Annotated in this window: 19 protein-coding genes and 1 tRNA gene; 8 read left to right on the top strand and 12 right to left on the bottom strand. The window is 69.5% G+C overall.

Features of this window, described 5'->3' with window-relative positions; all coding sequences use genetic code 11:
* Positions 1 to 39: 39 nt before the first annotated feature.
* Together EOT10_RS24730 and EOT10_RS24725 are read right to left on the bottom strand one after the other, a co-directional pair.
* Positions 40 to 936, bottom strand: a complete 897-nt coding sequence (locus tag EOT10_RS24730) for a hypothetical protein (RefSeq protein ID WP_127830518.1) — start codon at positions 934 to 936, stop codon at positions 40 to 42.
* 341 nt (positions 937 to 1,277) lie between these two features.
* Complete coding sequence (locus tag EOT10_RS24725) at positions 1,278 to 3,023, bottom strand: glycoside hydrolase family 35 protein (protein ID WP_127830517.1); 1,746 nt, start codon at positions 3,021 to 3,023, stop codon at positions 1,278 to 1,280.
* 140 nt (positions 3,024 to 3,163) lie between these two features.
* Here EOT10_RS24725 and EOT10_RS24720 point away from each other — a divergent pair, with 140 nt between their 5' ends.
* The 5 genes from EOT10_RS24720 (at position 3,164) to EOT10_RS24700 (ending at position 10,090) form a co-directional block, all read left to right on the top strand.
* The gene (locus EOT10_RS24720; RefSeq protein ID WP_127830516.1) at positions 3,164 to 4,075 is read left to right on the top strand and encodes a helix-turn-helix domain-containing protein; all 912 of its coding nucleotides are present in this window, start codon (positions 3,164 to 3,166) and stop codon (positions 4,073 to 4,075) included.
* Positions 4,076 to 4,086: 11 nt separating this feature from the next.
* Entirely contained in the window at positions 4,087 to 4,458 is a 372-nt protein-coding gene (locus tag EOT10_RS24715; RefSeq protein ID WP_127830515.1) for a chorismate mutase, read from the top strand.
* 96 nt (positions 4,459 to 4,554) lie between these two features.
* The gene (pepN, locus tag EOT10_RS24710; RefSeq protein WP_127830514.1) at positions 4,555 to 7,068 is read left to right on the top strand and encodes an aminopeptidase N; all 2,514 of its coding nucleotides are present in this window, start codon (positions 4,555 to 4,557) and stop codon (positions 7,066 to 7,068) included.
* Positions 7,069 to 7,241: 173 nt separating this feature from the next.
* Positions 7,242 to 8,645 (top strand): pyridoxal phosphate-dependent decarboxylase family protein, encoded by a 1,404-nt coding sequence (locus EOT10_RS24705; protein WP_127830513.1) that lies wholly within the window; start codon positions 7,242 to 7,244, stop codon positions 8,643 to 8,645.
* Positions 8,642 to 10,090 (top strand): lysine N(6)-hydroxylase/L-ornithine N(5)-oxygenase family protein, encoded by a 1,449-nt coding sequence (locus EOT10_RS24700; RefSeq protein WP_127830512.1) that lies wholly within the window; start codon positions 8,642 to 8,644, stop codon positions 10,088 to 10,090. The genes EOT10_RS24705 and EOT10_RS24700 overlap by 4 nt, the downstream gene beginning before the upstream one ends.
* Here EOT10_RS24700 and EOT10_RS24695 read toward each other — a convergent pair.
* Entirely contained in the window at positions 10,087 to 11,889 is a 1,803-nt protein-coding gene (locus EOT10_RS24695; protein ID WP_127830550.1) for a 5'-nucleotidase C-terminal domain-containing protein, read from the bottom strand. The genes EOT10_RS24700 and EOT10_RS24695 overlap by 4 nt on opposite strands.
* Before the next feature lie 158 nt (positions 11,890 to 12,047).
* Here EOT10_RS24695 and EOT10_RS24690 point away from each other — a divergent pair, with 158 nt between their 5' ends.
* Positions 12,048 to 12,758 carry an SIMPL domain-containing protein gene (locus EOT10_RS24690; protein ID WP_127830511.1) on the top strand — a complete coding sequence of 237 codons (711 nt, stop codon included), beginning with the start codon at positions 12,048 to 12,050 and terminating at the stop codon, positions 12,756 to 12,758.
* Between the two features lie 92 nt (positions 12,759 to 12,850).
* A complete protein-coding gene (gene pyk / locus EOT10_RS24685; protein WP_127830510.1) occupies positions 12,851 to 14,287 on the top strand; it encodes a pyruvate kinase in 1,437 nt (478 codons plus the stop codon).
* 10 nt (positions 14,288 to 14,297) lie between these two features.
* On the opposite strand, the gene EOT10_RS24680 is transcribed toward pyk, so the two are convergent.
* On the bottom strand, positions 14,298 to 15,059 hold the full coding sequence (locus tag EOT10_RS24680) for a transcriptional regulator (protein WP_127830509.1): 762 nt from the start codon (positions 15,057 to 15,059) through the stop codon (positions 14,298 to 14,300).
* A gap of 106 nt (positions 15,060 to 15,165) precedes the next feature.
* Positions 15,166 to 15,238 (bottom strand) — tRNA-Leu (locus EOT10_RS24675).
* A 100-nt stretch (positions 15,239 to 15,338) separates the two neighbouring features.
* Here EOT10_RS24675 and EOT10_RS24670 point away from each other — a divergent pair.
* Positions 15,339 to 15,998 carry an ANTAR domain-containing response regulator gene (locus tag EOT10_RS24670; RefSeq protein ID WP_127830508.1) on the top strand — a complete coding sequence of 220 codons (660 nt, stop codon included), beginning with the start codon at positions 15,339 to 15,341 and terminating at the stop codon, positions 15,996 to 15,998.
* Between the two features lie 83 nt (positions 15,999 to 16,081).
* Here the strand turns inward: EOT10_RS24670 and EOT10_RS24665 are convergent, their stop codons facing one another.
* From EOT10_RS24665 to EOT10_RS24635, 7 genes are all read right to left on the bottom strand, one after another.
* Complete coding sequence (locus EOT10_RS24665; protein WP_127830507.1) at positions 16,082 to 16,798, bottom strand: ABC transporter ATP-binding protein; 717 nt, start codon at positions 16,796 to 16,798, stop codon at positions 16,082 to 16,084.
* Positions 16,795 to 17,727 carry an ABC transporter ATP-binding protein gene (locus EOT10_RS24660; protein WP_127830506.1) on the bottom strand — a complete coding sequence of 311 codons (933 nt, stop codon included), beginning with the start codon at positions 17,725 to 17,727 and terminating at the stop codon, positions 16,795 to 16,797. The genes EOT10_RS24665 and EOT10_RS24660 overlap by 4 nt, the downstream gene beginning before the upstream one ends.
* Positions 17,728 to 17,732: 5 nt before the next feature.
* Positions 17,733 to 19,514 carry a branched-chain amino acid ABC transporter permease gene (locus tag EOT10_RS24655; RefSeq protein WP_189492026.1) on the bottom strand — a complete coding sequence of 594 codons (1,782 nt, stop codon included), beginning with the start codon at positions 19,512 to 19,514 and terminating at the stop codon, positions 17,733 to 17,735.
* 5 nt (positions 19,515 to 19,519) lie between these two features.
* Positions 19,520 to 20,452 (bottom strand): branched-chain amino acid ABC transporter permease, encoded by a 933-nt coding sequence (locus EOT10_RS24650; protein ID WP_127830505.1) that lies wholly within the window; start codon positions 20,450 to 20,452, stop codon positions 19,520 to 19,522.
* A 117-nt stretch (positions 20,453 to 20,569) separates the two neighbouring features.
* A complete protein-coding gene (locus tag EOT10_RS24645) occupies positions 20,570 to 21,793 on the bottom strand; it encodes a branched-chain amino acid ABC transporter substrate-binding protein (protein WP_189492021.1) in 1,224 nt (407 codons plus the stop codon).
* Between the two features lie 715 nt (positions 21,794 to 22,508).
* Positions 22,509 to 22,970, bottom strand: a complete 462-nt coding sequence (locus EOT10_RS24640; RefSeq protein WP_127830504.1) for a PaaI family thioesterase — start codon at positions 22,968 to 22,970, stop codon at positions 22,509 to 22,511.
* Positions 22,971 to 23,050: 80 nt separating this feature from the next.
* Positions 23,051 to 25,330, bottom strand: coding sequence for an FdhF/YdeP family oxidoreductase (locus tag EOT10_RS24635; RefSeq protein WP_127830503.1), 2,280 nt, complete (start codon positions 25,328 to 25,330; stop codon positions 23,051 to 23,053).
* Between the last annotated feature and the right edge of the window lie 119 nt (positions 25,331 to 25,449).

Raw genomic sequence — 25,449 nt, 5'->3', positions numbered from 1 at the left:
ATCGCCCCTCGCCGGGGATGAACGCAAAGCGGTTTGGGGCTATGTGTCGCATTCCATGACGGTGTGGCACAGCGCGCACCGCGCCCGCACCCGGCCCCGCACCGGCACCCGGAGCCTCTGATGACACGTCGGACAGGGAAACGTCACCCGCAGCGCGCCCGGCTCCCCGGCCGAGAACGCGTACGCGGCCCCGGGCCCCGCCGCGCGCGTCCCGTGCTCCCGCGCGTCGCGGCGGTCCCGCGCGTACCGCCGCCGCCCCGCCCAGCCCGCCGCCGTCAGCGGAGGCTGCCGCCCGTCCTCCCGCGCCCGCTCCAGACCCTTCGTGTACGCGGTGTACGCCTGCGGACTCGTGAACCAGGTCTCCGGGCCCTCCCCGAACGCGAGCGCCCGCTTCGCCACCACGTAGCCGAACTCCTCCGGCGTGAGATAGCCGAGCTTCTGCGACGACGACGCGTCCTCCCGGTACGCGTCGAGCAGCAGCCAGCCCGCCCCCAGATACGTGGTCGCCGTGTCCGTGAGGATCTCGTTGTCCCGGGTCCCGGGGAACGCGAGGCCGAGCCGGTGGAGATACACGTGCATGACCTCGTGCGCGAGCGCCGCCCCGATGTCCCGCCGATGCGTACGGAACCGGTCGTTCAGCTCGATGAAGTACTCCGGACCGGCCGCCAGCTCGACATTCGCCGCATGCGTCATCTCGCGGAAGCTCACGATCATGCGCGCGTCGGGCAGCCGGTAGTGCCGCACCAGCTCACGCGCCACCCGCTGCACCCCCAGATGCAGGTCGTCCTGGTCGCAGAACGCCACGTCCACGGGCGCGACGCTCGTGTCGAAGGCATGCACGGTGTCGTACGAGAGCCGCTTGTAGAGCGCGGTCACGGCCGCCCGTACCGTCTCCAGATGCGGAAAACCGTGCTCCACCGGTCCGCCGTTCGCCACGCCAGCACCCCCTGCGCTCCGCCGCCCGGACACCGGAACTCCACTGTACGGCGGGACGCCGCCCCACTCACCGGGCGCGATCAGTCCAACACCCGGCCCCCGTTTGTCCATGGCCCCGCCCGCCCCGCCCCGAGCATCGTGATCACCGCGCCCCACCATGAGCGCGCAGCGAGGACCGTGCCCGCCGGCTCCCACGGAGAGCCGGCGCGCACCCCGTCGCGCAGTAGAGAGGGGCCGGTCCCGTGACCCGGGACCGGCCCCGTACGCGCTGCGGCGGCACCCAGGGGTTGTCTAGCAGGGCCCCAGGGGGTGTCCACCAGGGGTTGTCCACCAGGGGTTGGCTACGACAGCCGCACGCGCGGCTCGCCCGCCCCCTCCGTCTCCAGGACCCACACCTCGTTGCGGCCCTCGCGCAGGACGGGCCCCGGGACGTACAGCGAGAGCTGCGGGCCCTGCGACCAGTAACGGCCCAGGCAGAAGCCGTTCACCCACACGAACCCCCGCGTCCAGCCCGGCAGTTCGAGCTCCGCGTCCCCGGCGCCGCTCACCTCGAACACACCCCGGTACAGGCCCGTTCCCCCCGCGGCCGGCTCCGCAGACGGGAGCGCCCGCACCGCCTCCGCGTCATCGAACGCGTCAAGGCGCAGCGCCCGCGCCCGCACCCCGTGCAGATACTGCCGCTCGTGCAGCAGCCCGCCCGTCACGCCCTTCGGCTCACCCGTGCGCGGCCCGTAGTTGACCCGCCCGAGCGACTCCACCCACAGCTCGACCCGTGCAGGGCCCGCCACCGGCTCCGCGAGCACCGGCTCCTCCTCCGTGAGGATCCCGGCCCGCACCCCGTCCACGTACACCACGGCACGGTCCCGCAGCCCCGCCGCCCTCAGCGGATACGGGCGGCGCGGCCCCGGCACGTCCACGCCGTAGCGGACGAGCCCCCGGTCCACGTCAAGATCCTCGAACGACGGCGGCACCGCGTACGTACCCTCCGCGGAGCCGAGCGCGTCCAGGACCACGTCCAGCGGCGTGTGCGACGCCAGCTCCGCCGACACCGGCCCCGCCAGCGCTGCCGGCTGCGCGGGCACCTCGGGCAGCGGCCCGTCCGCGTACCGCGCGAAGACCTCACGGAAACGCCAGAACTTCTCCGTCGGCCGCCCGTGCTCGTCGATAGGCGCGTCATAGTCGTACGACGTCACGTCCGGCTGCAGCACACCGCCGTGCAACTGCCCCGCACGGTTCGCCCCCGCCCAGCCACCGAAGTTCGTCCCGCCGTGCGCCATGTACAGATTGACCGACGCCCCGCACTCCAGGATCTCCCGCAGCGCCCCCGCCGCGTCCTCCGCGTCCCGCACCACATGGTCCGCGCCCCAGTGGTCGAACCAGCCGCACCAGAACTCCATGCACATCAGCGGCCCCTTGGGCCGGTGCCGGCGCAGCGCCTCGAAAGCACCCCGCGCGTTAGACCCGAAGTTCGCCGTCGCAAGGACACCCGGCACCGAGCCACCCGTCAGCATGTGATCGTCAGGCCCGTCCGACGTGAACAGCGGCGCCGTCACCCCGAGCCCCCGCAGACCGTCCGCGAGATGCCCCAGATACACCTGGTCCGAGCCGTACGAGCCGTACTCGTTCTCCACCTGCACCATGATCACCGGACCGCCCCGGTCGAACTGCCGCTCCACGACCTGCGGCAGCAGCACCCGGAACCAGCGGTCCACCGCCGCCAGGAACTCCGCGTCCCTGGTCCGCACCCGCGACCCCAGCGGCCCCGTCAGCCAGTGCGGAAGCCCGCCGTTCTCCCACTCGGCACAGATGTACGGCCCCGGACGCACGATCGCCCAGAGCCCCGCCTCGTGCGCCGCGTCCAGAAACCGGCCCAGCGCACCGACGTCCCGCAGGTCCCCGGGACGCGGCTCGTGCAGATTCCACGGGACGTACGTCTCCACGCAGTTCAGGCCCATCGCCCGCAGCATCGCAAGGCGGTGCCCCCACTGCTCCTCGTGCACCCGGAAGTAGTGCAGCGCCCCCGAAAGGAGCCGCACCGGCCTCCCGTCCACCTCGAAGTCGTCCTCGCCCACGCTGAACCCGGCCATCACGTCCCTCTCGCTTCCCACGTACTGCCCGCCACGATCACCTCTGGCGGGCGGCAGGGTCCATGGACAAAGATCAGGCCTGATTGGACGCAGCGCGCGCACCACCGGCACCACACCCACCCAGGAAGGGGCGGAAGCGGATGTACCACACCTGGATGCGGTATTTCACCCCCAGCCCGGCCCACCACCGCCTCGGCCTCGTCTGCCTCGGCGTCGGCCTCCAGTACGGCAGCCTGCCCACCGTCGGCCCCCGCACCCTCGACCACCACGTCGCCGTCGTCATCAGCGCCGGACGCGGCTGGTTCCAGGCCGCCGACGGCCGCCGCACCACCGTCACCGCCCCCGCCCTCATCTGGCTCACCCCCGGCACACCCCACCACTACGGGCCCGACCCCGACACCGGCTGGGACGAATGCTTCGTCGACTTCACCGGAACCGTCACCACCACCTACACCGAACTCGGCTACATAGAACCCGACCGCCCCGTCGTCCCCCTCTCCGACGCCGCCCACGCCCGCGCCGCCGTCACCCGCATCGCCCGCGCCGCCCGCCGCGGCAACCCCCTCCTCGAGGTCGAGACCGCGGCTGCCGTCCACGAACTCCTGGTCGCCCTGCGCCGCGCCCGCGCCGACATCGCCCCCGACGGCGACCCCGTCCTGCAGTCCCTCGCCCGCGACGCCTTCCAGCCCCTGTCCGTCGCCGAACACGCCGCCCGCCACGGCATGACCCCCGCCGAACTGCGCACCGCGGTCCGCCGCGGCGCCGGCTGCAGCCCCAAGGACTACCTCCTCGGCATCCGCCTCGGCCGCGCCAAGGAACTCCTCGCCGCCACCGAACTCCCCGTCGCCGCCGTCGCCCGCCGCGTCGGCTACGACGACCCCGCCTACTTCTCCCGCCTCTTCACCCGCCGCGTCGGCACCGCCCCCGTCCGCTTCCGCGAACAACAGGGCCGCACCGTCCCCGGCGGCTGGTCCCACACCGTCCCCGACCCCGACGACCCCCCGATGCTGCGCTCCCCGGGCCCCCTGATCGAGCGGCCGCGCGCCACGTAGGGTTTCCTCCCATGACCAACAGCAACGCCCCCGACGCCCGCGACGCCGTGGACCCCGCCGTCCGCGCCGAACTCGGCCGCCTGCGCGACAGCATCGACAACATCGACGCCGCCGTGGTCCACATGCTCGCCGAACGCTTCAAATGCACCCAGCAGGTCGGCCACCTCAAGGCCCACCACGCGCTGCCCCCGGCGGACCCGGCCCGCGAGGCCCGCCAGATCGAGCGCCTGCGCGAACTCGCCGAGAGCGCCAAACTCGACCCCGCCTTCGCGGAGAAGCTCCTGAACTTCATCATCAGCGAGGTGATCCGCCACCACGAACAGATCGCGGCGGACAATTCCAGCCCCTGGGGGTCCCCCCGGACGGAGTCTGGGGGAGTTTGAGGAGCGGGGTCCGGGGCAGAGCCCCGAGGCCCCAGCGGCAGCTGACCCGCACGATATCCATGGCGGACACGCAAAGACGTACGCCAGCATGGGCACATGCCCGTACTGACGCGCGACGAAGCGCAGACCCGAGCCCGGCTCATCGACGTCCACCGGTACACCGTCGACCTCGATCTGACCCGTGGAGCCGACACCTTCGACTCCACCACGGTCATCCGCTTCACCGCCCACACGGCCGGAGGCACCTTCGTCGAGGTCAGGCCCGCCACCCTGCGATCGGTCACCCTCGACGGACACCCCCTCGACCCCGCCACCCTCGACTGCAACCGGCTCCCCCTCACCGGCCTCACCCCCGGCCCCCACGAACTGCGCGTCGACGCCGCCATGGCCTACTCGCACACCGGCGAGGGCATGCACCGCTTCACCGACCCCACCGACGGCGAGACATACGCCTACACGCAGCTGTTCATGGAAGACGTCCAGCGCGTCTTCGCCGCCTTCGACCAGCCCGACCTCAAGGCCGTCTTCGACCTCACCGTCACCGCCCCCGACGGCTGGACCGTCCTCGCCAACAGCGTCACCGAACACCTCGGCGACGGAAAATGGCAGGCCGCCACCACGCCCCTCCTGTCGACCTACCTCGTCGCCGTCGCCGCCGGCCCCTGGCACTCCGTCCGCACCGAACACGCCGGACTGCCCTTCGGCATCCACTGCCGCCGCTCCCTCGCCCCCCACCTCGACGCCGACGCCGAGGAGATCCTCGACGTCACCCGCGCCTGCTACGACCGCTACCACGAGAAGTTCGACGAGCCCTACCCCTTCGACTCCTACGACCAGGCGTTCGTCCCCGAGTTCAACGCCGGCGCCATGGAGAACCCCGGACTCGTCACCTTCCGCGACGAGTTCGTCTACCGCTCCGCCGTCACCGACACCGAACGCCAGACCCGCGCCATGGTCATCGCCCACGAGATGGCCCACATGTGGTTCGGCGACCTCGTCACCCTCCAGTGGTGGGACGACATCTGGCTCAACGAGTCCTTCGCCGAGTACATGGGCTACCAGACCCTCACCGAAGCCACCCGCTTCAAGGACACCTGGGTCGACTTCGGCGTCGCCCGCAAGTCCTGGGGCTACGATGCCGACCAGCGCCCCTCCACCCACCCCGTCGCCCCCGACGCCGTCCCCGACACCGCGTCCGCCCTCCTCAACTTCGACGGCATCTCCTACGCCAAGGGCGCTTCCGCACTACGGCAGTTGGTGGCCTGGCTCGGCGAGAAGGACTTCCTCGCCGGCATCAACACCCACTTCGCCCGCCACAAGTTCGCCAACGCCACCCTCGCCGACTTCATCGCCTCCCTCGCCCACCACACCGACCGCGACGTCCACGCCTGGGCCGACACCTGGCTGCGCACCACCGGCGTCGACACCCTCACCGCCGCCGTCACCGAACGCCCCGGCGCCTGCGACCTCACCCTCACCCGCGACGGCACCCGCCCCCACCACGTCACCGTCGGCATCTACGACCGCGCCCTCACCACCAGCGCCGACGGCCCGGGCCTCGTCCGGCGCGAACTGCGCGACCTCGACATCCCGGACATCCCCGAGAGCGGCGCCCACCACCTCCCCGGCCCCCGCCCCGCCCTGATCGTCCCCAACGACCAGGACCTCACCTACGCCAAGATCCGCCTCGACCCCCGGTCCGAGGAAACCGCCCTGCGCGCCATGTCCCGCGTCCCCGACCCCCTCACCCGCGCCGTCCTGTGGAACTGCCTGCGTGACATGGTCCGCGACGGCGAACTCGAACCCGTCTCCTACCTCCTCGCCGCCCAGGCCCACCTCTGCGACGAACCCGAACTCGCCAACGTCCAGGGCGTCCTCGCCTTCGCCAAGACCCAGGCCGCCGACCGCTACTCCACCCCCGCCGACCGCCCCGACGCCCTCGCCCTCCTCACCGACCTGTGCGCCGACCTCGTCCGCCGCACCGAGGACGGCAGCAACCCCGGCCTGCGCCTCGTCGCCGTCCGCACCCTCATCGACAGCGCCGCACACGCCGACACCATCCGCGACTGGTACGACAACGGCAGCGTCCCCGGCGGCCCCGAACTCGACCCCGAACTGCGCTGGCGCATCCTCGGCCGGCTCTGCGTACTCGGCGCCGTCGACGAAGCCGTCATCGACGCCGAACTCGCCCAGGACCCCAGCGCCACCGGCCAGGAAGGCGCCGCCCGCTGCCGCGCCGCCCTCCCCGACCCCGAGGCCAAACGCGCCGCCTGGGACGCCATGTTCACCGGCGACCAGCTCTCCAACTACCTCTTCACCGCCACCGCCCAGGGCTTCTGGCAGCCCGAACAGGGCGACCTCCTGCGCCCCTACGTCGCCCGCTACTACCCCGAAGCGGTCGCCGTCGCCCACCGCCGCGGCCCCGCCATCGCCGACGCCGCCGGACGCTGGGCCTTCCCCTCCTACGCCGTCGACACCCACAACCTCACCCTCGGCGAGACCTGCCTCCGCGACGCCGACCCCATCCCCGCCCTGCGCCGCAAAATCGCCGACCAACTCGACGACCTCGCCCGCGCGTTGAAGATCAGGATGGCCACCGCGGCGTCCTGAGGTACACGACCTGGTACGGCGGGCCGCACCCGCCGTACCACCATCCACCCCACCCCCACACAATCCCCGCACGGCAGTACCACTTTCGGGTTCCGATCGTTGTGATCACCGGGCACGCCACCGCCACCGCGTACAGGCTGGAGGCCCCGCCCGCGCACCCGAAGGACACCGCCATGAGCAGCCCGCCGCCCCTCGCCGGAGGAACCGAAGGCCCAGGCGCCCTGCGGCCGTTGCTCGACACCGTCCTCGACGCCCTCCGCGACGGCGCCACCGCCCGCGGCGGCCCCCTCCCCGCGGGCGGCCCCCACACCGTCACCACCCGCCTGCGCGCCCTCGCCGGCGACCCCCTGCCCGACCACGGCACCGGCCCCGACACCGCCCTGCGCACCCTCGTACACGCCCTCGCCGAAGGCGCCGCCGACCCCGCGGAACCGCTGTGCGCCGCCCACCTCCACTGCCCGCCGCTCGCCCTCGCCACCGCCGCCGACCTCGCCGCGTCCGCCCTCAACCCCTCCATGGACTCCTGGGACCAGGCCCCCGCTGCCTCCGCCCTCGAAGCCCTCGTCACCGACGCCCTCGCCCACGAGGTCTACGGCGACACCCCCGGCACGGACCGGCCCCGTCACCCCGCCGCCCTCGTCACCACCGGCGGCACCGAGGCCAACCAGCTCGCCCTCCTGCTCGCCCGCGAAGCCCACGCCGGGGGCGGCCCCGTCCAGCTCGTCACCGGCGCGGGTGCCCACCACTCCCTGCCCCGCGCCGCCTGGCTCCTCGGCCTGCCCGAACCCGTCACCGTGCCCGCCCCCACCGGCACCCTCGACCCCGCCGCCCTCGACGAAGCCCTCACCGACCTCCCCGGCCCCAAACTCGTCGCCGCCACCGCCGGCACCACCGACGCCGGACTCATCGACCCCCTCGACGAGATCGCCGACCTCTGCGACCGGCACGGCGCCCGCCTCCACATCGACGCCGCCTACGGCGCCGGACTCCTCTTCAGCCCCACCCGCCGCACCCACCTCACCGGCCTCGACCGCGCCGCCACCGTCACCCTCGACCTGCACAAACTCGGCTGGCAACCCGTCGCCGCCGGACTCCTCGCCGTACGCGACACCACCGACCTCGACGCCCTCACCCACCAGGCCGACTACCTCAACGCCGACGACGACACCGAAGCCGGCCTCCCCGACCTTCTCGGCCGCTCCCTGCGCACCACCCGACGCCCCGACATCCTCAAGATCGCCGTCACCCTCAAAGCCCTCGGCCGCACCGGACTCGGCGCCCTCGTCGACCAAGTCTGCGACCAGGCACAGGAGTTCGCCGACACCATCGACGCCCACCCCGGCTTCGACCTCTACGACACCCCCACCCTCAGCACCGTCCTCTTCCGCCCCCACGGCGCCCCCGACGCACACATCGCCCACATCCGGCGCACCCTCCTCACCCAGGGCCGCGCCGTACTCGGCCGCGCCCACCTCGACGGAAAGCTCTGGCTCAAAGCCACCCTCCTCAACCCGCACACCCAGTCGGGCGACCTGGCCCAGCTGCTGAAACTGGTGGAAGGAAGCACCCCCCGATGACCGCCGCCCCCACACCCCACAACCCCCAGCCCGCACAGCCCTCGCAGCCCGAAGCACCCCGCGACCTCGTCGGCATCGGCATCGGCCCCTTCAACCTCTCCCTCGCCGCCCTCGCCCACCCCCTCACCGAACTCGACACCGCCTTCTACGAACAACGCCCCGCCTTCCACTGGCACCCCGGCCTCCTCCTTGACGGCGCCACCCTCCAAGTCCCCTTCCTCGCCGACCTCGTGACCATGGCCGACCCCGCCAGCCACTGGTCCTTCCTCAACTACCTCAAGACCCGCGACCGCCTCTTCCCCTTCTACTTCGCCGAGCGCTTCCACATCCAGCGCGCCGAATACGACGCCTACTGCCGCTGGGTCAGCGAAAACCTCCCCGGACTCCACTTCGGCCACCAGGTCGACGCCGTCCGCTGGAACCCCGAACGCCGCCTCTTCGAAGTCGACTTCACCCAGCTCGACACCGAAGGCGAAGCCGAAGCGCTCGGCCGCACCTACACCAAGAACGTCGTCCTCGGCGTCGGCACCGCCCCCTACATCCCCGAGCCCCTCCGCCCCCTCGCCGAAGCCCCCACCGTCCCCGTCATCCACTCCGCCGACTACCTCACCCACCGCGACCGGCTCCTCGCCGCCGACCACATCACCGTCATCGGATCAGGCCAGTCCGGCGCCGAGATCTTCCTCGACCTCCTCAAACACCGCCCCCACGGCCGCGAAAAACTCCACTGGCTCGCCCGCACCGACGCCTTCGCCCCCATGGAGTACTCCAAGCTCGGCCTCGAACACTTCACCCCCGACTACACCCGCTACTTCCACGCCCTGCCCGAAGCCGTCCGCGACGGACTCGTCCCCGCCCAGTGGCAACTCCACAAAGGCATCGACGACGCGACCATCGCCGCCATCCACGACGAGCTCTACCAGCGCACCCTCCACGGCGGCTGGCCCGACGCCACCCTCACCCCCGGCGTCGCCGTCCGCACCGCAGGACGCGTCGCCGCCACCAAAGTCGAACTCCACCTCGAACACCGCCTGCAGAACACCCGCTCCCGCCTCACCACCGACGCCGTCGTCCTCGCCACCGGCTACCGCGAACGCCCCCTCGACGAGATGCTCGCCGGCCTCGACCCCTACCTCCGCCGCGACAGCGCCGAACGCCCCCGCATCGACGAACAGTTCCGCCTCGTCCTCGACCCCTCCCTCACCACCGCCGGCAGCAACATCTACGTACAGAACGCCGAACGCCACACCCACGGAGTCGGCGCCCCCGACCTCGGCCTCGCCGCCTGGCGCAGCGCCACCATCCTCAACACCCTCACCGGCAAAGACCCCTACCCCCTCCCAGAGCGCACCGCCTTCACCACCTTCGGCCTCACCACAAACGGAAACCGCGCCCCCCGGAACCAGTCCGGAGAACGCGGCAACCTGATCGAGCTGAAAAACTAGAAGACCGGCGCACCGTCCCGCGTCAGCCGCCAGTCCACCGAAGCGAACTCCGCCGGGTTCAGGGTGCCCTTCGCGGTCACCCACTCGGCGATCCGCGTACGGATCTCCGTCGACTCCGACCACAGCTGCTGCGCCGACCCCACAAACGGGAACGCGCCACCACCGTTCGCCCGGTAGTTGTTCACCGCGAACACGAACTTCTGCGCGTCATCCAGCGCCGCACCCCGGAACTTCAGGTTCTTGATACGCGCACCCGGCGCCTGCGCGATGTCGATGTCGTACGTCAGCCCCGACACATAGTCGTAGTTGTAGTCCGGCCGGTTGTTTGCGTTCGTCAGCTTGTCCACGTCCACCGGCGCACCCGCCGCCGTCTGAACGAAATACTCCGCCGAGAACTCCAGGTACGCCCGCACCTGCGCACCCGTCATCAACTTCGCGACCAGCGTGTTGTCGTACACATACAGCCCCGACAGATCCCGGATCGTCACCTGACCCGCCGGAATCGACGAAGTACGCGAGAACGGCGACGCCTGCGAAAGCACCGGCAGCGACGCGTACTCCGTCGACGCCAGCGCCTTCGCCACCACATCCGCCTGCACCGTGCTGATCAGATCGATGATCGGCGCGTCCTTGTACCGCGCCTCCACCGTCGTCAGCTCCACCGTCGCCGTACCCACGACCTGGTTGACGTACTTCACCACCGCGTCATGCTCGTCCTTCAGCAGCTTCGTGATCTCCGGATCGTCCGCGACCGCGTTGGAGTTACGCAGCGACGCCGCCACCGACTCCACCGTCCAACGCCCCTTCTCCCACACCAGCTCGAAGTCGAACAACGTCAGCCGCTCCGCCCAGCACAGCGGCTCCGACAGCACGACCGACTTCCCCGTCGCCTCGTTCGTCACCACCTGCTGCGCGATCTCCACATGCGCGTGCCCCACCAGAATCGCGTCGATCCCCGGCACCTGCCGCGCCACGTTCGCCGCCGCGTTCTCCACGTACGGCACCTGATCCCCGTACGACGACGTACCCGAAGCCCCCGAATGCGCCGACACGATCACCACGTCCGCACCCATCGACCGCAGCTTCGGCACCCACTTCGCCGCCTGCTCCTCGAGCCCAGGGAACTTCAGCACACCCTGCACATACGCCTTGTCCCAGATCGCGATCCCCGGATTCGTCAGCCCGAGCACCGCCACCGTCACATCCCTGCCGTGCGGCGTCCGCAACCGCTTCATGAAGTACGGCGGAAACGCCGGCTTCTCCGTCTTCGCGTCCACCGCGTTCGCCCCGAGCAGCGGGAACTCACACTGCGACTCGAACTTCCGCAGCACCTCGATGCCGTAGTTGAACTCGTGATTCCCCAGCGCCACCGCGTCATAGCCGATCGCGTTCATCGCCTGCGCCATCGGATGCACCGGACCACCCTTCGCGGTGATCGGATCCACCTTCGCGAAGTAGTACGTCAGCGGCGTGCCCTGGATCGTGTCACCCGCGTCGATCAGCAGCGTGTTCCCCCGCCCCTTCTCCGCACGCACCTGCTCCACCAGCGTCGAAATACGCGACAGACCCGTCGCGTTGCCCGCCGCGTCCTTGTACTCCCCGTCCTTGAAGTAGTCCCAGTTGAAGACGTGACCATGCAGGTCCGTCGTCCCCATCACGGTGAACGAGTACCGCTTCCGCTCCCGCTCCCCGGACACCTCCTGCGCCTGCGCGGCCGGCGCGGACACCGCCCCGGTCAACGCCACGGCCGCACCCGTGGCTGCGGACCTGCCCAGAAAATTACGGCGGTTCAACGGCATCTCAGATCTCCTCAGGGCACCACTGGGCGACAGAACGACGGAACTACAGAACGACAGATGTAACGCGCGTAGATTCTTACGCCTGACCCCCGAAACACAACAGCCCCCCGACGTTTCAATCCGGTGACTGTCCCGCACCCGGCTGCCAAAGTGACCCCATGACACCCGACCGACAACCCCCCGCCACCCCCTACGGCACCCCCCAAGCCCCCCGCATCGCCGTCCGCGGCGAAGCCCGCGTCGAAGCCGACCCCGAGATCGCCCGCATCGGCATCACCCTCAGCGCCCGCGGCACCGATCGCGGCGACGCCCTCGCCCACCTCACCCGCCGCAACTCCACCACCCTTGACCTCGTCAAAAGCTATGGAGACGCCGTCGAGAAAACCGAAACCGGCGCCTTCTCCATCACCCCCGAACTCACCCGCCACGGCCGCACCGAACGCGTCCGCGCCTACCACGGCCGCGTCCACATCACCGTCGAACTGAGCGACTTCACCGCCCTCGGCGAACTCACCACCCGCCTCGCCGACCAGGAACTCACCCGCGTCGACGGCCCCTGGTGGTCCCTGCGCCCCGACTCACCCGTCCACCGCACCGCCCGCACACAGGCCGTCCACGAAGCCGTCCAGCGCGCCCGGGAATACGCCGAAGCCCTCGGCACCCACCTCGCCGCCCTCGTCGAACTCGCCGACACCGGAGCCGAGGACCCCGACCGCTACGGCCCCCCGCCCGGCGCCCCCCAGATGCGCGTCGCCGCCTATACGGGCGCCCCCGACGACACCCCCGCACCCCTCGACCTCGAACCCGAACGCCAGACCGTGCACGCCCACGTCAACGCGCGATTCACCATGCACCCGCCCGAGTTGTAATTCAACACTTGTCAATTGGCCGTCACTCAAAGGTGGTTGGCCAGTCATGCAACACCAATTCCCTACCCACCGGTAAGCCCTAGGCTCGAACCATGCGCCGAGCAAAGATCGTCTGCACCCTGGGCCCCGCCACCGACTCGTACGAGCAGATCAAGGCCCTCGTCGAAGCCGGAATGGACGTAGCCCGCCTCAACCTCAGCCACGGCACCTACGCCGAACACGAGGAGCGCTACGGGCACGTCCGAAAGGCCTCCGACGAGACCGGACACAGCGTCGGAATCCTCGCCGACCTTCAAGGCCCGAAGATCAGACTCGGACGCTTCAGCGAAGGCCCCGTACTCCTTGAACGCGGCGACGAATTCACCATCACCGTCGAACCCGACGTCCAAGGCGACCGCCAGACCTGCGGAACCACCTACGACGGCCTCGCCACCGACGTCACCACCGGCGAACGCATCCTCGTCGACGACGGAAAAGTCACCCTCGAAGTCACCGAAGTCGACGGACCCCGCGTCCGCACCACCGTCGTCGAAGGCGGCATGGTCTCCGATCACAAAGGCCTCAACCTCCCCGGCGTCGCCGTCTCCGTCCCCGCCCTCAGCGAAAAAGACGAAGCAGACCTCCGCTGGGCCCTGCGCACCGGCGCCGACATCATCGCCCTCTCCTTCGTACGCAGCGGACGCGACATCGAAGACGTCCACCGCATCATGAACGAAGAAGGCCGCCGCCTCCCCGTCATCGCCAAGATCGAAAAACCGCAGGCCGTCGACAACATCGACGACATCGTCGCCGCCTTCGACGGAATCATGGTCGCCCGCGGCGACCTCGGCGTCGAAATGCCCCTCGAACAAGTCCCCATCGTCCAAAAGCGCGCCATCAAACTCGCCAAGCGCAACGCCAAGCCGGTCATCGTCGCCACGCAAATGCTCGACTCGATGATCGACAACTCCCGCCCCACCCGCGCCGAAGCGAGCGACGTCGCCAACGCCGTCATCGACGGTACCGACGCGGTGATGCTCTCTGGCGAGACCAGCGTCGGCAAATACCCAGTAGAAACAGTCCGCACGATGGGCCGCATCGTAGAAGCGGCCGAAGAAGACATTCTCGCGAAGGGCCTCCCGCCCCTCACCGAACGCAACAAACCCCGCACCCAAGGCGGCGCCGTAGCCCGCGCCGCCGCCGAAATGGGCGACTTCCTCGGCGCGAAATTCCTCGTCGCCTTCACCCAGTCCGGAGACACCGTCCGCCGCCTCTCCCGCTACCGCTCACCCATCCCCCTCCTCGCCTTCACCCCCGAACCGGCCACCCGCTCCCAGCTGAACCTCACCTGGGGCGTCGAAACCTTCCTCGGCCCCCACGTCGACTCCACCGACGCGATGGTCGACCAGGTCGACGAACAACTCCTCAAGATCGGCCGCTGCAAGAAGGGCGACATCGTCGTCATCACAGCCGGCTCCCCACCAGGAGTCTCCGGCTCCACGAACCTGGTCCGCGTCCACCACATCGGCGAGGACGACACTCCCAGGTAGGGGTGCGGGGTCAGTATTTGGGTCCTACGTGGGCGTCCATGAGGGCGACGGATGCCCTCCGGGCGATTGAGATGTTGCGTGAGTTGGCTTTCTTCCACTCGACACCCCGCGCGTCGAGGACATCGGTGAAGAGCTGGATGATGTCGTCGGACAGGTTGGTGAAGAAGTACCGGGGGTATTCGTAGCGCTTCTCCTCGCCGCCGACGAGTCGGGTCGTCCAATTGGTGATACGGCACCCGTCGGAGTGGATGAGCCCGCGGATGAATTCCCAGGGGCGGCTGTCGACGATTGTTTGCTGCCAAGGTTCTAGTGCGATCTTGCGTTTGTGTTTCGTGCCAGGCCCGTGCTGAGGGAAGAGGCAGGGCCAGTGCTTGCTGGAAGCCGTGACCGCGACGCAGCCCTGCTTCTTCACGCGGCACACGCTGTTGTCCGGTCGCACGGCCCGCATGGCTGCTTCGCAGGCGTCGATGATGCCCGGCCAGGCGTTGTCCAGCACGATGCGGATGAAGTAGACGCCTCGCCGGTGGGCATTGATGCAGCCGTCGCCCAGATAGAGGCCCAACAGGTAGGAGTACGCGGCCTGGTCCCCGGGTGGGCCCGGTGTATCGCCGCACCTTGGGCAGGGGAGGCCTGCGCGCTTGCGTGGCTCGATGTCGATCTGCCAGGAGCGGATTGCGGCCCGGGAGACCCCGGTCGCCTTGCTCACCGAGTTCAGGCTGTGCCCCTGGGCGACCAGGGCCAGAGTTCGTTTGCGTGTGCTCATGTCGTACATGCGGCCACTCTGTGCAGCCTGTCGCCGCGCCACGCAGCAAAAAGCGGATGTTCACGAGAAGGTGAACATCCGCTTCGGTGTCGTGACCTTCGAATCGAAGGAAAAGTGCCCCGAGTCGGATTCGAACCGACGCTGTATGGGTTTTGAATCCATGGCCTCTACCGCTGGGCTACCGGGGCCCCTTCGAAACGAAGGTTGGCGGTCTCCCGCCGTGTCACCACCATATCGCAGCTAGGTAGGCTCTTGGGAGCAGTACCCCTGCCTGAACTAGGAGCTATCGTGACCGCCCCCGAGTCGCCCCAGCCCGTAGACGCGCACGACGACGACAAGTCGCACGTCCCGCCGCTGACGACCCGTGTCGTCATCGCCGAGGATGAGGCGCTGATCCGTCTCGACCTCAAAGAGATGCTCGAAGAAGAGGGCTACAGCGTTGTCGGCGAGGCCGGTGACGGTGAGCAGGCCGTCGAGCTGGCCCGTGAGCACAAGCCCGATCTGGTGATCCTCGATGTGAAGATGCCGAAGCTGGATGGCATCTCGGCGGCGGAGAAGATCGCGGAGGAGTCGATCGCTCCGGTGCTGATGCTGACGGCGTTCTCGCAGCGCGACCTCGTGGAGCGGGCGCGTGACGCGGGTGCGATGGCGTATCTGGTGAAGCCGTTCAGCAAGAGTGATGTGGTTCCGGCGATCGAGATGGCGGTGTCGCGGTTCCAGGAGCTGCGGACGCTGGAGAACGAGGTCGCGGATCTTACGCAGCGTCTTGAGACGCGGAAGCTGGTGGACCGGGCGAAGTCGGTGTTGCAGACGCAGTACGGGCTGACGGAGCCGGCGGCGTTCCGGTGGATTCAGAAGACGTCGATGGATCGTCGTCTTTCGATGCAGCAGGTCGCGGAGGCGGTTATCGCGGACGCTGAGGAGAAGAAGGCTGCGAAGGGGGACTGAGTTCCGCCCGCGCATCAATGTGTGCCTGAGGCCCGTGCCCCTGTGGGGTACGGGCCTCAGGCATGTGTGCGTGCGGGAAGGGTTCAGTCTTCGCCGAGGTAGGCCTTGCGGACGGATTCGTCGTGGAGGAGGTCTTGTCCGGTGCCGGAGAGGACGACGGAGCCTACTTCCATGACGTGGCCGTGGTCGGCGAGGGAGAGTGCGGCCTGGGCGTTCTGTTCGACCAGGAGGATGGTCGTGCCCTGGGACTTGAGTTCGGCGATGGTGGCCATGATCTTCTGCATCATGATCGGGGAGAGGCCCATGGAGGGCTCGTCGAGCATGAGGAGTTTGGGCTGGGACATGAGGGCGCGTCCCATGGCGAGCATTTGCTGTTCGCCGCCCGAGAGGGTTCCGGCGGCTTGCTTTCGGCGTTCGCCGAGGATGGGGAAGAGGTCGTAGGCGCGCTGGATGTCCTTCTCGATGCCGGCCTTGTCGGAGCGGAGGAATGCTCCGAGTTGGAGGTTTTCGGCGATGGAGAGGCGGGGGAAGATGCGCCGGCCTTCGGGGGAGTGGGCGAGGCCCATGGCGACGATCTTGTGGGCGGGGACTCCGGTGAGGGGTTTCCCGTCGAAGGTGATCTTGCCGCTGAGGGGCTTGAGGAGCCCGGACAGGGTGCGCAGGGTGGTGGTTTTGCCGGCGCCGTTGGTGCCGATGAGGGTGACGACTTCGCCTTGCTGGACGGTGAAGGAGATGCCTTTGACGGCTTCGATCTTGCCGTAGGCGACGCGGAGGTCCTCGACCTCGAGGAGGGCGGTCACTTGGTGTCTCCTTCCGCGGTGTGTGCGTCCGCGGTCTGTGCTTCTGCGGCGGGTGCTTCCGCCGTGTCCGTGTCCGCGTCCGCGTCCGCGTCCGCGGCCTGCGCCTCGGCGGCTTCGACGGCGTCGAGTGCGGTGTCTTCGGGGGCGCCTTCGAAGGGTTCGCCGAGGTAGGCGGCGATGACGCGGTCGTCGCCCTGGACGACGTCGCTGGTGCCTTCGATGAGTTTCTCGCCCTGGACGAGGACGGCGACGCGGTCGCAGAGGTTGAAGATGAAGCGCATGTCGTGCTCGATGACGAGGACGGCGATGCCCTTGTCGCGGATGGCGAAGACGAGTTCTTCGGTGGCGCGGGTTTCCTGGGGGTTCATGCCGGCGGTGGGCTCGTCGAGGAGCAGGAGGCCGGGTTCGCTGGCGAGGGCGCGGGCGATTTCGAGCTTGCGCTGTTCGCCGTAGGGGAGGTTGCGGGAGAGGTGGTCGGCTTTGTGGGCGAGGCCGATGAACTCGAGGAGTTCCATGGCGCGTTCGCGGGAGGTGGCTTCGGCTTTGCGGAAGCCGGGGCCGCGCAGGAGTGCCGACCAGAGGCCTTCTTTTGTCCTGGTGTGGCGTCCGACGAGGACGTTTTCGAGGACGGTCATGTTGGCGAAGAGGCGGATGTTCTGGAAGGTGCGGGCGATGCCGGCCTTGGTGACGAGGTGGGGTTTGGGCGGCAGGACGGTGCCCTTGTAGGAGACCTTGCCTTCGGTCGGGACGTAGAGGCCGGTGAGGCAGTTGAAGAAGGTGGTCTTGCCTGCGCCGTTGGGGCCGATGAGGCCGACGATCTCGCCGGTGTTGACGGTGAGGTCGACGGATCGTACGGCGGTGAGGCCGCCGAAGCGCATGGTGACGCCGCTGGCTTCGAGGACGGTGGCGGTGGTGGTCGCTGTGGTCATGGTGGTCACGCCCCGGCCTTGGTCGCGCCGACGGTGGAGTCGGGCAGGCGTTGTTCTGGTACGTCGAGTGGGTCGTTGTCGTGGAATTCGAGCTGGCGCCTGCGGTTGGCGATGATTCCTTCGGGGCGGAAGCGCATGAGGAGGACGAGCGCGATGCCGAAGGCGAGGAGCTGGTACTTCTGGAGGAAGGTGAGCTTCTCGGGGATGAGGTAGAGCAGGGTGGCGCCGAGGATGGGTCCGTTGACGGTGCCCATGCCGCCGAGGACGACGGCGGCGAGGAGGAACGCGGAGTTCGGGGGGACGGATCCGGCGAACTGGTAGGGCGCGGGGTTGACGCTGTAGCCGACGTGGGCGCTGACGGTGCCGGCGAGGCCGGCGAGGGAGGCGCCGAGTGCGAAGGCGATGAGTTTGACGCGGAAGCCGTTGATGCCCATGGCGGTGGCGGCGGTCTCGTCTTCGCGGATGGCGATCCAGGAGCGGCCGATGCGGGAGTCGGAGGCTCGGTTGAAGATCAGCACGACGATGGCGGTGATGACGAGCATGAGGAGGAAGTAGTTGGCGAACCGGCCGATGGTGAAGGGGCCGATCTGGTGCGCGTTGCCGAGGTTGAGTCCGAAGATCTCGATGTCGGGGATGCGCGCGATGCCGTTGGGGCCGTTGGTGATGTTGGGGCCGGAGGCGCCGTCGAGGCTGTTGACGGTGATGCGGAAGATCTCTCCGAAGCCGAGGGTGACGATGGCGAGGTAGTCGCCGCGGAGTCGGAGTGTGGGTGCGCCGATGAGGACGCCGAAGATGAGTGAGGCGGCCATGCCGGTCAGTGCGGCGGCCCAGAAGGGGAATTGGACGCCGGAGAAGCGGGAGAACTCGGAGCCGGAGACGAGGGCGGCGGCGTAGGTGCCGACGCCGAGGAAGGCGGCGTATCCGAGGTCGAGGAGGCCGGTGAGGCCGACGACGACGTTGAGGCCGAGGGCGACGGTGCCGACGATGAGGATGTTGACGCCGATGTTGGCGTTGTGGTCGTCGCTCTGGGTGAGGGGGAACACGGCGGCGGCGAGGAAGGCCAGGGTGGCGGCGAATCCCTTGTGCCGGGCGTTGAGGGCGGAGAACCGGTCGAAGAGGCCGGCGGCGAACAGTGCCCAGGTGCCGAGGACGACGAGGAGGAGGAAGCCGATGAAGGTTTCGCTCTCTTCGTCGGGGATGCCGATGCCGTACGTGAAGATGATCAGCGCGAGGGCGGTGGCGGCGGTGACGGCGAGGCGCTGCGCCCAGGGGGCGAGGTCCGCGGCGGGCGGGATGTTCTCGGCCTTCTTGAGGTAGTCGCGCCAGGTGCCGCCCGGGGTGGGCAGGGCGAGGGTGCCGAGGAGGGCGACGAGGGATGCGGCCATGGCGACGTAGGCGCCGGGGTCGAGGTTGACGAATCCGCCGAGGTCGACGGCGATGGCGATGCCGGTGAACCAGCAGACGGCGAAGGCGGAGGCCGCGGCGAGTGCCAGGGGGGCGGCGTGGCGTGCGGGGTTGGCCCAGCGCAGGCCCGGTACGTCCCACAGGGTGAGGCCGAGGAGGAGGGTGAGGAGGCCGCCGGTGAGGGCGAGGACCTGGAGGCCGGCGGGGTAGCCGTAGACGGTGAGGTCGCCGGGGAAGTCGCTGGTCCAGGTCCAGGACATGAAGGTGCTGGCGATGGTGCCGATGGCGCCGAGGGCGATGAGGACGCGGGCGGCGCTGTGGGGGAGCGGGACGAGGCGGGGTGTGGTGTCCGCGGCGGTGGTCTCGGTGGTGGTGGTCGTCATGGTGATCACGCCCTGTCCGCGACGCGTTCGCCGAGCAGGCCTTGTGGCCTGACGAGGAGGACGACGATGAGGAGTACGAAGGCCCAGACGGGGGCCCAGCTTCCGCCGCCGAGCTGCTGCATGCCGGGGATGCCGTCGATGTAGGCGGTGGCGAGGGTTTCGGCGAGGCCGAGGACGACTCCGCCGAGCATGGCGCCGTAGATGTTGCCGATGCCGCCGAGGACGGCGGCGGTGAACGCCTTGAGGCCCATCTGGAAGCCCATGTCGTATTTGATCTGGCCGTAGCGGAGGCCGTAGGCGACGGCTGCGACGGCGGCGAAGATGCCGCCGATGGCGAAGGCGATCACGATGATGCGGTTGGTGTCGATGCCCATGAGCTGGGCGGTGTCCGGGTCCTGGGCGGTGGCCTGCATGGCGCGGCCGGTGCGGGAGAGGCGGACGAAGAAGCCGAGGGCGGCCATGCAGATCGGGGCGGCGATGATCACGAAGAGCTGGCCGCTCTGGACGTGCACGGACCCGAGGTCGTAGGTCTGTGACGTGAGCTGGGGGAAGGTGCGGTCGTTCTTGGCGTCCGGGAAGTAGTTGAAGACGACCTGCTGGAGCGCGAGGGAGAGGCCGATGGCGGTGATGAGGGGTGCGAGGCGTGGTGCGCCGCGCAGCGGCCGGTAGGCGAACCGTTCCGCCCCTACGGCGATGAGTACGGCGACGAGGGCGCCGCCTATGAGCATCGCCGGGAGGGCTATCCACATGGATGTGCCGTCGGGCAGGACGTAGAAGTAGACCGTGAGGGCTCCGAAGCCGCCGGTCATGAAGATCTCGCCGTGGGCGAAGTTGATGAGCTGGACGATGCCGTACACCATCGTGTAGCCGATGGCGATCAGCCCGTACATCGAGCCGAGGAACAGCCCGTTGGCCAGCTGCTGCGGCAGAGTGTGCACCGCGCGGCCTCCATGTGGGTGTGGAAGGTGAGCAGACGGGAGTGGAGCGCGGGCCGCGCGGCTGACGTGTGGTCGAAGCCGCGCGGCCCTGGGTTGTGCTGTGTGGCGTGGCTTTGATCAGCCGGCGTTGTAGGTGCCGCTCTTGACGGCCTTCCACTTGCCCGAGACGACCTGGTACACGGTGAGCTGCTTGTTCGTGGTGTCGCCGTACTGGTCGAAGGCGACGGGTCCGGCGATGCCGTCGAACTTGGTCTTCTGGACCTCGTCGACGATCTTGGTGCGGGCGTCGGAGGGGACCTTGCCGTCCTTCACGACGTTGCCGATGGCCTTGATGATGGCGGTGGCGGCGTCGTAGGAGTAGCCGCCGTAGGTGCCGTAGTCGCCGGGGTACTTCTTCGCCTTGTAGTCGGCGATGAACTGCTTGGCGGCGGGCAGGGTGGTGACGGGGACGCCGACGGAGGTGGCGAGGTCACCTTCGGAGGTCTTGCCCGCGGTCTGGATGTAGGTGTCGGAGAACATGCCGTCGCCGCCGAAGAGCGGGATCTTGACGCCGGCGTCCTTGAGCTGCTTGGTGAGCTTCTCCGACTCGTCGTACTGGCCGCCGTAGTAGACGAGGTCGGCGCCGGAGTTCTTGATCTTCGTGACGAGCGAGGAGAAGTCCGTGTCGCCGGTGCTGACGTGGTCTTCCTGGGCGATCTTGCCGCCGGCCTTGACGAAGTTCGCCTTGAAGAGCTTGGCGAGGCCGGCGCCGTAGGTCTGCTTGTCGTCGACGAGGAAGACCTTCTTCTTCTTCAGGGTGTTGTACGCGTAGTCGGCCGCGAAGCCGCCCTGAAGTGCGTCCGTGGTGGCGGTGCGGAAGTAGGTCTTGTAGTCGCGCGACTTGGCGGTCTGCCAGTTCTTGCCCTGGGTGAGCTCGGGCGCGGTGTTGGACGGGGAGATCTCGACCAGGCCGGCGGTGTCGAAGACCTGCTGCATCTGGGTCGCGACGCCGGAGTTCAGGGGGCCGACGACGCCGAGGACGTTCTTGTCGGCGACGAATTTGGTGGCGTTCTGCTGGCCGCTGGCGGGGTTGGCCTTGTCGTCGAGGGCGCTGACCTTGAACTTCACGCCCGGGACGAGGTTCTTCTTGTTGGCGTCGTCGACGGCGATCTGTACGCCGTACTGGATGCCGAGGCCCGTGGCGGAGTTCTGGCCGGTGAGGGGTGCGTCGACGCCGATGACGACGGTGGTGGTGCCGCCGGCCTTGTCGCCCCCCTTGTTGTCGCGCGATCCGCACGCGGTGAGCGTGAGTGCTCCGGTGGTGAGCACGGTGGTGAGTATCAGCAAGGAACGGTGTCGCACGATCAATCCTCTCCCTGGCGCGGCTCCCCTGATGGGGCGCCGTGTGTCTCGCCGGGCCGTACTGGTCTGGTACAGGGCCGTGCTGCAGACGCGCCCGGCGGCGCGGTGACTGGCCGTGACTATAAGCGCAGGTGATGGCGGTGTGGAGGAGGGAGGCGAAGGCTGTGACGCTCTTGTTATGCCTTGGGTAGAGCCTGGGGGCGGAGCGGGGTCGGCCGGGGGCGTGATGAGGGGGTCTTCGGGGCCGAATGGTGAGAACGCCCAGTTCCGGTAAGCAACTTGAGGGGATCATGGTGCTGACGCCGGTGGTCGTCGCCGTGGCCGGGCGGGGCGGCGCGCGGGCGGGGAGCGGTGGGTAATCCTTTTATTGCCCTGAGGTAACGCTGTGTTACTTCTGGTGGTTATTTCTGGTGGAGGGTGGCGGGTGCCGCCGCGGGGGCGCGAGAGTGATCGCGGGTGTGTGGCTCCGGCGGCGCGGGCCGGGCGGTCCGGTTCAACGCCCTGTCGGGTTCGGGGAGTTCGGCGGGGCGCCGCCGTGCGTGCGGGCGCGAGCGCGCTTCCCGGGCTGTCCGACTGGCCCGATTCTGCGTGGTGTTGGGGCTTCGGTGGGCGGAGACCCTCGTACGGAACGTACTTGGACCTCCGCCCGGTGCCGTCGGCGGTGCGCCGGTGGTGGCACGGAGTGGTGGCGCGGAGTGGTCGTGCGGCGCGCCGCCTAGGCGGTCGGCACGTCCCTGAGGAGGCAGGTCAGGCGGGCCGAGCAGACGCGCCGGTCCTGCTCGTCGGTGATCACGATCTCGTACGTGGCCGTGGAGCGGCCGCGGTGCACGGGGGTGGCGACACCGGTGACGAGGCCGGAGCGGGCACCGCGGTGGTGCGTGCAGTTCAGGTCGACGCCGACGGCGATCTTGGAGCTGCCGCCGTGGAGCATCGAGCCAACGGAGCCGAGGGTCTCGGCGAGGACCGCGGAGGCGCCGCCGTGCAGCAGGCCGTAGGGCTGGGTGTTGCCCTCGACCGGCATCGTGCCGACGACGCGCTCGGCGGAGGCTTCCTTGATCTCGATGCCCATACGCGTGCCGAGGTGCCCCGCGGAGAACATGGCGGGCAGGTCGACGCCGAGCGCGGCGTACTCGTCGATGACCTCTTGCGGGAACTTCACGTGGTTCTGCTCGCCCATGGGGCCCGGCTCCGTTCGTCGTTCGGTGGTGCTCCGTGCCAATCTGCCTGGTCGGCCCGGTCGGCCACCTGAGCAAACGCTCAGTCGGTCGCCGATTGTTCCAGGCGGACGACGACGGACTTCGCGGCGGGGGTGTTGCTCGTGTCCGCCGTGGCGTCCAGCGGGACCAGCACATTGGTCTCCGGGAAGTACGCGGCGGCGCAGCCCCGGGCCGTCGGGTAGTGGACGACGCGGAAACCGGGGGCCCGTCGCTCCACGCCGTCGCTCCACTCGCTGACCAGGTCGACGTAACCGCCGTCGGCGAGGCCGAGCGCCTTCGCGTCGTGGGGGCTGACGAGGACGACCCGGCGGCCGTTCCTGATGCCTCGGTAGCGGTCGTCGAGGCCGTAGATCGTGGTGTTGTACTGGTCGTGCGAGCGAAGGGTCTGCAGCAGGAGCCGGCCCTCGGGGACCGTGGGGTACGCGACGGGCGCCGCCGTGAAGTTGGCCTTGCCGGTGGCCGTGGGGAAGCGGCGCTCGTCGCGCGGGGCGTGCGGCAGGGCGAAACCTCCCCCGGACTCCACGCGCCCGTTGAAGTCCTCGAAGCCCGGGACGACGCGCGCGATGCGGTCCCGGACCGTCGCGTAGTCCTTCTCGAACTCCTCCCAGGGCGTCCGGGACGCCGCGCCCAGGACACGGCGCGCGAGGCGGGCCACGATCGCCGGCTCCGACAGGAGGTGCCTGCTCGCGGGTTCGAGGCGGCCGCGCGAGGCGTGCACCATGCCCATGGAGTCCTCGACCGTCACGAACTGCTCGCCACTGCCCTGGAGATCCCGTTCGGTGCGGCCGAGCGTCGGCAGGATCAGGGCGCGGGCGCCCGTGACCGCGTGCGAGCGGTTGAGCTTCGTCGACACGTGTACCGTCAGGGCGGCGCGCCGCATCGCGGTCTCCGTGACGTCCGTGTCGGGCGTCGCCGCCACGAAGTTCCCGCCCATCGCGAAGAACACCTTCGCCTCGCCGTCGCGCAGCGCCCGGATCGCCCGTACGACGTCGAAGCCGTGCTCGCGGGGCGGCGCGAAGCCGAACTCCCGCTCCAGGGCGCCGAGGAAGGCCGGCGCGGGGCGCTCGAAGACGCCCATCGTGCGGTCGCCCTGCACGTTCGAGTGGCCGCGCACCGGGCACACGCCGGCGCCGGGACGGCCGATGTTCCCGCGCAGCAGCAGGAAATTGACCACCTCGCGGATCGTGGGCACCGCGTGCTTGTGCTGCGTGAGGCCCATCGCCCAGCACACCACCGTGCGCTCGGAGGCGAGCACCAGGGTGAGTGCCTCCTCGATCTCGGAGCGCTCCAGGCCGGTCGCGGCCAGCGTCTCCTCCCAGTCCGCGGCGCGCGCGGCCTCGGCGAACTCCTCGTAGCCATGGGTGTGTTCGCGGACGAAGGCGTCGTCGACGGCGTCGTCCGCCTCGAGAATGAGCTTGTTCAGGAGGCGGAAGAGGGCCTGGTCGCCGCCGAGGCGGATCTGGAGGAACAGGTCGGTCAGGGCGGCGCCCTTGAACATGCCCTGTGGGGTCTGCGGGTTCTTGAAGCGCTCCAGGCCCGCCTCGGGCAGCGGGTTGACCGTGATGATCTTCGCGCCGTTCGCCTTGGCCTTCTCCAGGGCGGAGAGCATGCGCGGGTGGTTCGTGCCCGGGTTCTGCCCGGCCACGATGATCAGGTCCGACATGTAGAGGTCCTCGAGCGAGACGCTGCCCTTGCCGATGCCGATGGTCTCCGTGAGCGCGGAACCGGACGACTCATGGCACATGTTGGAGCAGTCGGGCAGGTTGTTCGTGCCGAACTCGCGGGCGAACAGCTGGTAGAGGAACGCCGCCTCGTTGCTCGTACGCCCCGACGTGTAGAACACCGCCTCGTCCGGCGAGGACAGCGCGGCCAGCTCCTCGGCGACGATGTCGAAGGCGCGCTCCCAGGACACCGGCTCGTAGCGCTCGGCGCCCTCCGCGAGATACATGGGGTGGGTGAGCCGGCCCTGCTGGCCCAGCCAGTATCCGGAGCGGGTCGCCAGGTCGGCGACGGGGTGCGCGGCGAAGAAGTCCGGGGTGACCCGGCGCAGGGTGGCCTCCTCGGCGACCGCCTTCGCGCCGTTCTCGCAGAACTCCGCCTTGTGCCGGTGCTCCGGCTCGGGCCAGGCGCAGCCGGGGCAGTCGAAGCCGTCCTTCTGATTGACGCGGAGCAGCGTGAGCGCCGTGCGCCGCACCCCCATCTGCTGCTGCGCCATCTTCAGCGAGTGGGCGACGGCGGGGAGACCCGCGGCGGCGTGCTGCGGCGCGGCGACCTGCGGAGCGTCCTGGACCGGGTCGCCCGTGGGCGGCTTCGTTGCCATCGTCTGTTCCCCTTCGCGCACAACGTGTGAGGTACGTCTCGAATCCTGCCACGCGCCACTGACAGAGCCCGCGCGAGCCCGGCTGGAGCGGGACTGTCGGTGGGGCGTGGCAGGATCGG

The organism is Streptomyces antnestii, assembly GCF_004005495.1.
In the GTDB taxonomy this organism is placed as follows: domain Bacteria; phylum Actinomycetota; class Actinomycetes; order Streptomycetales; family Streptomycetaceae; genus Streptomyces; species Streptomyces antnestii.
The sequence above is the reverse complement of the archived record's forward strand: the minus strand, read 5'-3'. Positions and strand labels throughout refer to the sequence as shown.